The 12,498-nt window shown below is 35.9% G+C and carries 8 protein-coding genes; all 8 read left to right on the top strand.

What is annotated here, in order from left to right; all coding sequences use genetic code 11:
• Positions 1-843: 843 nt before the first annotated feature.
• The 8 genes from T426_RS0108165 to T426_RS0108130 all read left to right on the top strand — a co-directional run bounded on the left by T426_RS0108165 (position 844) and on the right by T426_RS0108130 (position 12,497).
• Positions 844-1,278 carry a helix-turn-helix domain-containing protein gene (locus tag T426_RS0108165; RefSeq protein WP_027585514.1) on the top strand — a complete coding sequence of 145 codons (435 nt, stop codon included), beginning with the start codon at positions 844-846 and terminating at the stop codon, positions 1,276-1,278.
• 87 nt (positions 1,279-1,365) lie between these two features.
• Positions 1,366-2,151: a TIR domain-containing protein gene (locus T426_RS0108160; protein WP_025865882.1), complete on the top strand. Its 786-nt coding sequence runs from the start codon at positions 1,366-1,368 to the stop codon at positions 2,149-2,151.
• 196 nt (positions 2,152-2,347) lie between these two features.
• Positions 2,348-2,974 carry a toll/interleukin-1 receptor domain-containing protein gene (locus tag T426_RS25025; RefSeq protein ID WP_025865883.1) on the top strand — a complete coding sequence of 209 codons (627 nt, stop codon included), beginning with the start codon at positions 2,348-2,350 and terminating at the stop codon, positions 2,972-2,974.
• A gap of 111 nt (positions 2,975-3,085) precedes the next feature.
• Entirely contained in the window at positions 3,086-6,259 is a 3,174-nt protein-coding gene (locus T426_RS0108150) for a P-loop NTPase fold protein (RefSeq protein WP_027585513.1), read from the top strand.
• 208 nt (positions 6,260-6,467) lie between these two features.
• Positions 6,468-6,998: a hypothetical protein gene (locus tag T426_RS0108145; protein ID WP_025865886.1), complete on the top strand. Its 531-nt coding sequence runs from the start codon at positions 6,468-6,470 to the stop codon at positions 6,996-6,998.
• Positions 6,999-7,306: 308 nt separating this feature from the next.
• On the top strand, positions 7,307-8,683 hold the full coding sequence (locus tag T426_RS0108140) for a hypothetical protein (RefSeq protein WP_025865887.1): 1,377 nt from the start codon (positions 7,307-7,309) through the stop codon (positions 8,681-8,683).
• Positions 8,653-9,336: a condensin complex protein MksE gene (locus tag T426_RS0108135; RefSeq protein WP_025865888.1), complete on the top strand. Its 684-nt coding sequence runs from the start codon at positions 8,653-8,655 to the stop codon at positions 9,334-9,336. Before T426_RS0108140 ends, T426_RS0108135 begins: the two co-directional genes overlap by 31 nt.
• A complete protein-coding gene (locus tag T426_RS0108130; protein ID WP_027585512.1) occupies positions 9,333-12,497 on the top strand; it encodes a coiled-coil domain-containing protein in 3,165 nt (1,054 codons plus the stop codon). The genes T426_RS0108135 and T426_RS0108130 overlap by 4 nt, the downstream gene beginning before the upstream one ends.
• Position 12,498: the final 1 nt, after the last annotated feature.

Raw genomic sequence — 12,498 nt, 5'->3', positions numbered from 1 at the left:
CGGTCAGTGGTTGCAAACCCTGACAGTGGTTCTCTTTCTTGTCCCTCTGGTAGTCACCCCTGTCTCCCCTAAAGGGGACTTGGAGTTCGCAACGCGCGTTAGGCAGTGATATTTTTCAGCTGTTTGACAAACCGGAAGTACCAAGTCAGCGGTAATTCTGTTTGGAACAGCGGCCCAAAAAACCTGCCGGAACCGAAATCCCGGCAGGCAGGCTTTGAGCTGAACTGACCGCCTTGCAGGTGGCGGTTTCTTAGAAAAAGTATGATTAGGATGAAAAGGGTTCATAACACAGTACGTTTACAGGTTTAGTTACCATCTCTCCCGAAGGGAGAAAAATAGTTCATGGTTTGTGACCGCGCTTAATGGCCAACCCGTTCAACGCCTGCTATTGGAAGGTGCGGTTGCCGGTGCAGCAACCGGGTAAAGTGAGTGGAATAACAACAAAAAAAGAAGGCGCGAACGATTGTCATTATTCCTACAATCAGGCTCCGCAAGGGCCATCGCAAGAGAATAAAACAATGTCCGCGCCCCTATAGTATATAAGGGCGCTTCCACTATCTGACCTCTTGCATGGAATTTTGCCGATTCGTTTTAAAGGCCAAAAAAGCGCTATGTCATTTTGTACTGTAAGTCCAGCACAAAATTATCATTTCATTTACAATCTAATTACAGTTGCATCCTATTTTTATTTAAAGTTCATATTCATAAATCCGGTTCAAAGTAAAGAAGGCTAACCGAAGAAATAAAAATAATTCGGCCAATAATTATTGATATCATGCAAATAATTATCATCATAATCAGCATTTTGCTATTTTCGTTATATTGTATTTCTAATGAAAAAAGATGGAAACAAAAGAAAAGACTTTGAAAAATACGCACCACGGACACGCTATCAAACGGATACGGCGTACCCTGGGTGTCAAACAGGAAGCCTTAGCCAGTGATTTGGGGCTCAGTCAGGCGCAAATATCAACCTACGAACATAAAAAAGTCATTGATGACGGAATGATTGAAAAGTTTGCCAAAGCTCTCAATGTCGCTCCTGAGTTTATTAAAGAACTGGAAGAAGACCCGGTAACGGTAATTATTGAAAACAATACCTTTGAAAAAGGAAGCAGTAACATTGGAAAAGTAGATGGAGATCATATTATAAATAATAATCCCATCGAACAAATCCTGGAATTGTCTAAAGAGAAAACAGCGCTTTACGAGCGCATTGTTGAACTGGAAAAAGAAAAGAGTGCATTATTGGAGAAGTTGTTGAAGGAGAGGAAGTAGGGACTTGTCGGATAAGATTGAAGGTGCACAACAGAGCTATGGTGCATTTGAAAATATCGTCTACCCAAAATAAACTCATAACCTAAAATGAATAAACCAAAAACAACAAAAGAACTTCTTGAGGATTTTAAATCTCAAATGAATTCTCTTGCATATCGAGATGAGACTGCTTTAGATAAGACTCGACGAAAAGGAAAAATGTTAATTTCCAATATTTATGGGGATAAAAGTGACTACATAGAAGATTTTAACAATATATCGTTTTATCCAAGTTTTGCTCCAACTGATGAAATTTATAAACATGAAAGATGGGAACAGGGTAAAAGTCAGATTATTAATCTGATGAATACTATGATTGAGGAATCAGACTTATTTGGTGATAAAAGTGGAAATTCTCAAACTAAAAAACTTTTGGGAAAAGATTCAAAAAAAATATTTATTGTGCATGGACATGATGAAAGTATAAAAACTAGTGTTGCAAGATTCGTTGAAAAACTTGGATTGAATGCAATAATACTTCATGAACAAGCAAGTAAAGGAAAAACAATTATAGAGAAATTTGAGGAACAAGCTTTATCATCAGTTTTTTCAATTGTGGTGCTCACACCAGACGATATTGGCTATCCCAAAAATAATAATGAATTATCCGGATACAGAGCTAGGCAAAATGTGATTTTTGAATTAGGATTTTTTTGTGGAGCAATTGGAAGAAAGAATGTATTTGTACTTTATAAAGAAGGCGTAGAAATTCCTAACGACTATTTAGGTGTTGTGTATACACAATATGATGCAGCAGGCGCATGGCAGTTAAACTTAGCGAAAGAAATGAAACAAGTCGGACTCGATATAGATATGAATAAAGTCTTTGAGTAAGAAACGCACCACAATGTGCCATATTATATTGCATAGCGGGTTTTGGAGATACGCCAATTGCGGATTCTCGCATCGCAGTTCCGTGTCCTGCCGGACAGGAAATCACCCGCTATCCGCCACGTAACTTATAATTTTCCGTTCAAGCAAAAGAATAAGAAAATAAGCATATATTGATATATCAACTAAAAGATAAAATATGAGGGTCTTTTTTAGTTATTCACATGACAATGATAATCACAAGAATTGGGTTCTTAATCTTGCTAATGATTTAAAAGCACGGGGATTTGAACCGATTTTAGACCAAACACATTTAAAGCCAGGAAAAGACATTTTACATTTTGCTGAATCAGCAGTTGAGTCATCAACTTATGTTTTAATGATTTGCACCCCAAATTATGCTCTTAAAGCAAATAATAGAACTTTTGGTGTTGGTTGGGAAGTTTCAATGATTACGTCAGAATTATTCAATGGAGCTGATGGAAAATTCATTGCGATTTTGAAAGATGGTGAACCAGAAATATCAATTCCAAAATTTATGAAGACAAAATTATATATTGATGTCAGAGGCTCAAAATTTACAACAGCATGGAATGATTTGTGTAATCATATGCGCAATAACGGAGACTCAGACCAGATAGGTAATTTATTATTTGAAGCCTTGTTTAAATATGACAAAAACCGGATATATGACCAGCCAAGACTTCAAGAACTGAAAAGATTTACCCAATTTATTGAGACAGGTAAAAATTCGGATAATCGTTGGTATGTGCTAAGAAAAGACCCAATAAAAGGGGATTTAGCAACAATTTTATTTAAAGAATAAATGGATAAAGACTGAACGCACAGTGCATATTACATAGCGGGGTTTGGTGATTTTCGAGCCGTGGAAACCCTATGATATGACTGCAAATCATAAAATAGACAAACAGAAACAATGAAGGTAAAATTTGAAACAATAAATTCAACACATAGAATTGGATTAAATATTTCACCAAATGAGGGTGACATTGCTATTGTTTCAATTGATAATGTAGGATCACCTGGAATGTTAAATAGGTTAGTCCTAAAAGAATATGGCTATACCGAACTTGATTTGCCAAACAAAGAAGAATTAAGTCCTGGTTTCAGTCAAATTTTCACAGAGAATAGAAAAGCAATACTTTTTGTTGTTACAGTTAATGGTCTTGATACAAATAAAAATCTTGAGGAAAACCTATTCCAGACTTTATTAGAGTTTCGTGGATGGTTTAAAGATAAAAAACTTTGGATACCACTGATGGGAACAGGTGTTGGTGGTTTATCATTGGAGGACAGCTATTCAATTACAGTTGATGTAATTAATCGTTTTCAGCAACAATTTCCTACCGAAACTAACATACTTATTTCCGTTCCTAATTCGAATGAAGGGAGGGAACTTCATCTGAAAGTCATTGAACAAAGCTCAACAGATAAAATAATTAATGAGGATGCAGAAACTTTTATTAAAAGTCTTGATGCTAAATTTTATTTAGTTGGTGCTTATTGGTCCGGGAATGACCAAACTGACCGTTTTATAAAAGAGGGAATTTGGGAAAAGGGTCATGAGGATGAAAGTTATTCCGAAATAATAAATTCCATAAGAGCCAATGACGTACTCATAATAAAATCCACTTATTATTCAAATGGAACTAGTTACTTAAAAGTAAAAGCTGTTGGCGTTGTTTCTGAAAACAAACGAGACGGCACAACTATAGAAGTTGAATGGAAAATAACTGGGCTTTGGGAAGATTTTGAAAATTTAGGTTTTTTCAGGAATACAGTTCAAGAGGCTCCTCCTCAGTATACTACAATTATTTTATCAAGACTTGATAAAAACCGCTGGAATGACCTTCGCCCACCAATACCCCCTAAAAAAGATACAATCGCAGGACTAATAAGTGATTCAGATAAAGGAATAGACTATTTAGAAATTACAAAGGATGTAAATGCCTTTGCAAAGGTAGTTTCTGCAAAGAGTTTTGAACCGCCACTAGCTATTGCACTATTCGGGAAATGGGGTTCAGGGAAAAGCTTCTTTATGCGTAAACTAAAGGAACAAATTGTAAGGCTCTCAACAAATAAAAGTGGAATTTACTGTGAAGGTATTGCTCACATACATTTTAACGCATGGTCGTACATGGATTCTAATTTATGGGCAAGCATTGTCACTAAAATTTTTGAAGAACTAAACGAATACATTTCTGAAAACAAAAAGGAAGAGATAGAGAAAAAAGAAATTGAAAAGCAACTTACCAATCAACTTTCAATTACGAAGGAAGAAATAGGAATACTTGAGCATAAAAAGAGTTCAGTTGAGGAACAAATAACAAAACTTGAACAGAAAAGAAAAACCATCCATGATGAGTTAGAAACGAAAATTGAAAAAGTAAAAACTGATACCGTCTGGAAAGTTGTAGAGAAGGTTAATAGTGAGTTTAAAGCCAAAGAAAAAATTTTAGAAGTATTAAACGAGAATGAGTCCTCTTTAAAAACTCAGGATGATTTAAAGAGAATTATACCAGAAAAATATTGGAGCAATCCAGAAAAGACCTATCTTCTTGCTAAATCAAGAATTACATTTTTAAAAGAGTTTTTCAGAAAAGATAAAATCCAAACCAATCTGATATGTCTTGCCGTAATTCTTTTAGTAATTATATGCATTCCTCTGATTCTTGAACTGCTTTCTTTTCAAATAAGCAAAACAAATTTTTTAATTCCACAGGCAGTTCTTTCAATGTTAATTACAGGAGGTGCAATTTGGAGAAGAGCAGAAATCGTTTACAAACAACTTCAGCCTATTGTTTCTTCTCTTTGGAAGATTAAAGAGGCACATGAGAAACAAATCAACGAGGCAGTTTCTAAATTTGAGCAAGGAGAAAAAGCATTGAAACTGGAAATAGAAAAAGGTAAGTCGGAAGTTTTGTTGATTTCAGAGCAAATTCAAAAGGCTGAATCAATCAAGACCGATTTAGAGTTCAGAATAAACAATGCTCTTACAACAGAAACTCTTTACTCATTTATTGACAGGCGTTCTAAAAGCGATGACTACAAAAAGCACCTTGGAATTATTTCCACTATCCGAAGGGACTTTGAAATATTGAACAGCTTATTTACAGACCACAATCAAGAAGTTGAGAAAATAAAAAATGCTGACAAGTTTAAACGGAATTTTAAAAAGCCGCTTGAAAGAATCATTCTTTATATTGATGATCTAGACCGCTGTCCAGAAGAAAATGTTGTTCAGGTATTAGAAGCGGTAAATTTGTTAATGGCGTTTCCTTTGTTTGTTGTTATTGTCGGTGTTGATTCCCGTTGGGTTAAAAATGCTTTAATAAAAAAACATGCTTTACAATTTACTGGTAAGCTCAATGGAGATGATTCTAGTGGTTCAGACCTTGAAATAATAGAGCCTTCAAATTATTTGGAAAAAATCTTTCAGGTTCCTTTTCACTTGAAAGATGCAAAGGATATTAGCGTTAAGGAAATGATTAAGAAGTTGGCCCAAAGCAAAGCACAAATCGCTGAAACTGACAAAGGAAGGTACGTTGAAAATGGACATGTTGAAGAAAAAATTAATGCCCCAAGGAAAGAAGAAGCTATTTCAAACCTGAACCCTAATAATGCAAACAATACAATTCTTGTTGACAAACCAGAAGCATTGATCTTAACTGATGATGAAATTGCTTTGATGCAAGATATGTCGGAAGTGATTGGAAATAACCCAAGGGCAATTAAGAGATTCATAAACATATTCAGGATAATCAAAGCACACGAGGAATTCACTTACACATTAGATACAAATAACCAAGAGTTGACAGCAATCATGTTTCTACTTGCATTATCTTTAGGGGATTACAAAAAACTTATGCCTTCTTTTGAAGAATATATTCAAGAAGAAAACAATAGCTCGAAACAACTTACTCTGTATTTACAATCCATTCATGGAGTTACTGATTTGGATAATCTCAAACATAATCTTAACGTCACTTTATCTGACAAACAAAGTTTTAGAGTGCTTCAGAATATTCCGATAGCCATTCTTAAAAAGCAGAACTCATTTATCAGACGATTTACATTTAAGCAGCTATGATTTTATAACGAAAATATATAAAGCAAGATAAGATGCAAGAAGAAGGGCAGCCGCTAATCGAGTAGCCCGCCCCACTAGCAATTACTAGCAGGGAGAGGCTCTCCACCACTCAGCGTACGGGCCTCATATACAGTAGTTCATTAAGATGTGGGGCAACAAAGTTTCTCGCTCAGGAGGTCATTAAATAAATAAACTAAAATTTAAGTATTTGGATTTATTCAAAACTGTAATATGGTATAAAGAAGAGGCTCTACCTCTTTTAACTCAGACTAAGGAATTCTATGAAAAATTGGAGTTAGAAACCGCAATTGAGTTTGCCTCAACAGGGAAAGAACCCAATGGGAAGATGCATTCGCACCAAAGGCGAGTTGGTTATAGAAAAGGCATGTTGGGAGCAGATGAATTAGCCAGAAAGATTGAAGAGATCAAAAGATGTACTTCTTTTGATGACATATTTAGTATAACAGAGACTGTCAAAAAGGATATCTATCGTCTCGGTGATCTGTGGAGTTATGATACAGCATTAAGAATCGGTTTTAATTTGCAAATTTATCCTCAACAGGTCTATGTCCAATGTGGTGTTGTTAAAGGAATAAAAAAAGTACTTTCTGGCGGAATTCCTAAAGAAAGATGTGTACCCACTTCAATACTTCCTTTCGAATTACAAGAACTTAAAGCTTATGAAATGGAAAATTTCCTTTGCATTTATGGAAAGAATAAAGAAAAAGTATTGTGTTGATTCTGCACCTCGCCCTGGCGCGTTGCCGACAGTTCCCAAATCCACAGAAAGACCATACTACCTGTATCATTTGTTCTGTAAAAATTTATTAACTTGAGCAGCAAAGCCGAGCAAATGCCTGAAACTCGAATTCAAATAAGTCCCAAGAATTTAATACCATACGATTTTAAAGATAATCGATTTGATGATTATGAAATATAAGATACCAAAGGTACACATAACACTCCCGTATGGGAAATATATGTTGCTTCTGGTACACGTTTAAACTAGTTGTATGCCATTATGGAAAAGCTAAAAGATTAATATTTATGAGCCGACTTTTAAAAGATGTAAATGAGCTTTATAAAAATTTAATCCTTACCAAAGAGCAAGGCATGATCATCTTTGTACTACACAAAAAGGTTAAGGACAAAGAGATTCCACGATATTTCTCTTATCGTGATATTGAAAGAGCTATAATTGAGGCAAATGCTAATGAGCCAGGTGCCCTACCTCACACTGAGCGTATTTTGAAAGTACTCCTTCATTATTTTATTGAACACCCTCCGCGTCAGAGAAACAAGTTTATGTTGACTGACTATGCGGTGAAATTTATTGAGTTAATCAGAGATAAACTTGATAGCCCCTATAAGAGATTCCCTTTACGAAAGACGTTCGAACAATACGCTCAATTTAAAGCTGACAGTATAGAAAACATCAATGATTTCAGAGGATGGTACGAAAGAGGCTTTCATAAGGCCACTAAACAAACGGTTCTTGACCATCTGGATGCACTAAAGGATGAAGTCAATACTTCAATTAATGAGCTAAATTCAATTCTGAACCAAGACTTTGAAAAGGCGATTGAAATTGCTGAAAAATTTACGACTGTCTTCAATAGGATTGGCGAAAAAACTGAAGAGATAAAGGATACACTTCGACTTGAAAACGTATTGGACCAAGAAATTCAAGCAGTTGTTGATATGTATTATGAAAGACTGGAATCTTATAAGCATCCTGAAAATGAAATCGAAAAACAAGAGTTCGATTCTATAAAAAACGAATACGAAGAGGCACTACTAATAAAGAAAAGTGTGTCTGACTTTTTTCTGAGAGTAGATGAGCGCCTTGCTCAGTTAACTGAAAAAGCCCTCTTTGCCAGTAGTCAGCTTAAAAATCTTCAAAATAACTTCCGCAGTCACTCTAGGTTTAGAATTCACTTGAAGAGGTTCTTGGAGTTTACTCTGAAAGAAGCTGCCTTTACCAAAGATGGTCCCACTTTACCAGAAAAATTCCCTAGAAAGAGTATTCCTCATGAAGAATTCAAATTCATTCATGTGCCTTACTATGATTCATTCATTACGCAGGAAAATAAAGTGATTCCGGCGGTAATAGATGACGTATATGCCAAACAAGAAGGTTTGAAAGTAGAGAGAGAGTTGTTGAGGCAAGAGAATTCTGCTAAGCTGGTTAAGAAGTACAAGAATATAATTAGAGAACAAAAAGAGCTAGACTTCACTGATCACTTTTACAAAATATTAAGAGATGAAGAGGATGCTGAAATAGCCTTGAACGTAGGGTTTGAGTTATTCCAGTTTGCGAATAGCCATCCTGATTATAAGGTGAGCATCAAGAAAGAACTTCCTACTGAAAGGGACTTAGAAAATATCTGGACATGGAAAATGAAGATTTTAAAGAAGGGGTAAGAACACCTTTCAGTTTCTTATCAGAAACGTTGGCACAAGAACACTTTGCAGATTTAAACATTGAGCTTCTGAGGGGGCGGCATGTCCAAAGTGACCAATATTATCTATTTCAATTACTCACACAGTTTTATGGAGATTTAAAGCACTATTATCGAATCCTTTATGGTCTAGAATTGGTAGTAGGGGTCGCTGCAGAAAGACGATTTTACTACTTGGATTTTCCCGAAGAAGGGAGAGGTCGATTGGACAAGATTTCCAGGAGTAAAGAACTTACCGTGATTCAGACTATGTACGGCTTGATGCTATTGAATATGTTCTACGATCGTTACTTCGAATATCCAAAAGAAATACGATTTGAGGATATTGAATATGAAGTAATACAGGGAGAAAATAGTGCCCTCTACAAGAAGCTACTGTTTGGAGAAGACCGGGAAACGTACTCTAACCCAGAGTGGACTAACCCGATAAAGTCTATTAAAAGTGTTATCAGAGATTTTGAAAAGCTTGGTTGGGTACAGAGGTTGTTAAACGAAGATGGAGAAGAAATACACTTCATTATAAAAGAGCCGATCCTCAGATTTCAAAAGTTATACGAGAAGGAAATAGAGAAATTTGAAGAGTTTGTCGAATCTTACAAACAGCAGAAATCATGATTCGATATCCACGAATATATTCAATATCTACCGTAGGAGTAGTAATGCATTACAACCAAGACTACCTATTACATCCTGTCAGAACAGACTTTACAGGCCGTAATGGAATAGGAAAATCTCTCATAGCCGATTTACTGCAAATAATTTTTATAGCTGATAAAAGTAAAATCAAATTTGGCACTGAGAGTGTCAAGAAGAAGGATCGACAAATTCACACACTTCCTTATAAAACAACCGATGCTTACGCATTTATTAATATTGAGGTGAGCAAAGATCGCTTCATGGTAATGGGGGTCAATATCAGAAGTAAAAAGAGTCAGCACCTACGTTCTTTCTGGATTTTAGATAAAGCTTATCGCGAAGGAGAAAGTATTGAACTGTCAGAGCTCTTAATTTCTAAGGAAAATCTAATTCTGCACAAAGATTTCATTGTCAATCAAAAGATACCTTCCATAGAGGAACTCTCAAGGCATCTGAGAGATAACAAAAATGTTTATCTCAGACATTTCACTTACAGGGAGGATAAAAACGAACTGTATTCATTTTTGTATAATAAGGAAATACTACCCATCAATCTCGTCCTTGAAGAAAACTTAAATGCTTTCGCCAAGATTATTCAGTCCTTTTCAAAGGCAAAGACACTGGATACTGAAGACGATAGAAGCCTTAAGGACTTTTTGTTTGAAAGCAGTGCTGACGCTTTTGAAAAGCAGTACGAAGAACACAAGGAAAGCCTTGATAAACTTCTGAATGATTACAAAGAGTTAGAAGAATATATTGACCGGACAACACTTAAGCGAAGTAGGCTGACCACCTTGAAAGATTACGAGGAGGCTAGAGATGAAGCCAATAAAAAGCTGTTGCTAGCCAATTTTATTCAATCGAGAAGCGACTTGGATATAGCGCGAAAAGCTTCGAAAAGGGCACAACGCCTCTATGAACTCGAAACGGAAAAACATAACAAGTTAAAAGATGGTAATCCCAAACTTTCGAGAATCGCGGGAAGAGCAAAAGAATTGTTAGAATCCTCTGAAACAGCTTTGCCCAAGCTAACTGAGTACAAAGATATTTATAGTTTAATAAGTGCCGATCTAAGAACAATTAAAGAATTGTCGAGCATTGAGTTACCAGATATCGAGGGAGAAAAGAAGGAAGATTTAGATATCACTCAATATGACCAGAAAGAAATAAGGCGGAGGATTGACCACTTTGTGACTATCTATAACCGCTATGGTTCTATTGAAAACATTACCAACAAAATAGCGGAACAGTCTGAATTAGTATCCAAACGCAAAACGGAGCTTGAGATTAAAATCAAAGGATTAGAAGACATAATTGAATTGTTGTCAAAGAAGAAAGAAGGCACTCTTTTTTCTAAGTTACTTGACGAGCAACAAGTTCTATCTGAGGCTCAGGAGACCATTTTAATCTCGTTGTTAGTTGATGTTAACTGGGAAAGACCAGATCAGGTAATGAAAGGTATCAGGTATGTCGATGACTTTGAGGTATTGAACGAGAAAAAGATTTATAAAGACAAAGAGAACAAGGGCTATTGGTTTGATGCCGGAGGGCTAAATCATTTTGTTCCTATTTCTAAAGAGAAACGAGTTTTTGCTGACAAAGCAAATTTGACCAATGCTGCGAGTAGTAAAAAAGAAGAACTTCAATCAAGGATCGATCGACTTAGTAGTGAAATAGAAGAACTGGATAAATTTCAAAAAGGGCAAAAGTTCCAATCATATCTAATCGAAACTGACTACGAGCTGGATCAGGATGTCCTTGACTTCACTGTCCAAAAGGAGTTGAAGAAGGGATTGGGCATTATTCAAAACCTATCGCGAAAAATTTCAGAAATAGAATGTCAGGTTGATGTCAATAATTTGAGACTTAAAGAAGTGTCTGAAAAACTCACAATCTTACCAGATAATGAAGAATTAAGCCAACAGCTAATGCAATTACAAAACACAATAGCTGTAAGGCGAAAGAGAGAACAAAATTTGAGAGAGGAGCTCATTAAAAGAGAAAAGGATGAAGAGTATCTTTCAATCAGATTACCGGAATTGTGTAGTTCAAAGATTACCACTCAGGAACATGTCAACTCAGCTACAACTAAATACAATAGTCATACTAATGCGATGCTAAAAGCGTTGCCTGAAACGGATATCGCATCTATTATTGAGCAAGATTATTTGCACTTCTCAATTCAGGATCTTGAGGATGACCTTTCAGACAAGAAGGAAGATTATGTAACGGAATATAAGTCATTAGCCAATCATTTTGAAGAGACAAAGTTTAATATTGAGATCAAGGAACAGCTGGATCAAAAAACTTATGTGTTCGAAGTGTTAGAGGCTGCTTTACTCGGACGCATTGGTCACAGAGATAACATTGAGGATGCTCTAAAAAGCGCCAATAGAGAAAGGCTAAAAATGATGGATGCTATTCATGAGACTATGCTGAATATCTTCAAGCAAACAAAGGGGAAATACGAAGAATACCGATCTACCATTGGACGATTGAACACCTTCTTTAAGGGGAAAAAGATTAGTGAACAGTACTACTTTCAAATTAAATTTGACCCTCATGACGATTTCGACATCAATTGGATTAACAAGTTGCAACACTCGGCCAAAGAGGTATATAAAGAAGGGGAATTGGCATTTGGCGAAACGGTAGAGGCATTTGTTGAGGACTTTTTTCAGAAAGCAACAGGATATGGCCAAAAAATCAAATTGGTTGATTTGCTAAATCCCAAAACCTATTTCACGCTAAAAACCAAGTTTACTGATGAGGATAACCAGGACAAACCAGGTAGTACAGGGGAAAGCTACTCGGCTATTGTACTTCTTGGTATTGGTAGACTGTCTATTGTACACGAAAAAAATCGTCCGGGAATCAAATTCTTAATTCTAGAGGAAACTGCAAATTTGGATCGAGTCAACTTCAACACCTTCCCAGATATAGCCAATAAGTTTGGATATCAAATACTTACAATGACTCCTAGACCCTATGGGTCAGATTCTGAGCAAGGGTGGTATCTGCATTGCCTCCTTCGAGGTGTAGGAGATAAATACAAAAATTATCCTGTACCCAATAGCTATTTCAAAACAAATGAGAGCAAAGAAGATTTAACAACCTTTCTAGCAGCCAACACTGATTAGC

It is taken from the genome of Prolixibacter bellariivorans ATCC BAA-1284 (assembly GCF_000621705.1).
GTDB lineage: Bacteria > Bacteroidota > Bacteroidia > Bacteroidales > Prolixibacteraceae > Prolixibacter > Prolixibacter bellariivorans.
Note: the sequence above shows the minus strand (reverse complement) of the source record. Positions and strands in the feature narration are given on the sequence as shown.

Bases quoted from the DNA above. Each gene is read 5' to 3' on its own strand.
- T426_RS0108165 (WP_027585514.1), top strand. From the start codon at position 844: ATGGAAACAAAAGAAAAGACTTTGAAAAATACGCACCACGGACACGCT.
- T426_RS0108160 (WP_025865882.1), top strand. From the start codon at position 1,366: ATGAATAAACCAAAAACAACAAAAGAACTTCTTGAGGATTTTAAATCT.
- T426_RS25025 (WP_025865883.1), top strand. From the start codon at position 2,348: ATGAGGGTCTTTTTTAGTTATTCACATGACAATGATAATCACAAGAAT.
- T426_RS0108150 (WP_027585513.1), top strand. From the start codon at position 3,086: ATGAAGGTAAAATTTGAAACAATAAATTCAACACATAGAATTGGATTA.
- T426_RS0108140 (WP_025865887.1), top strand. From the start codon at position 7,307: ATGAGCCGACTTTTAAAAGATGTAAATGAGCTTTATAAAAATTTAATC.
- T426_RS0108135 (WP_025865888.1), top strand. From the start codon at position 8,653: ATGGAAAATGAAGATTTTAAAGAAGGGGTAAGAACACCTTTCAGTTTC.
- T426_RS0108130 (WP_027585512.1), top strand. From the start codon at position 9,333: ATGATTCGATATCCACGAATATATTCAATATCTACCGTAGGAGTAGTA.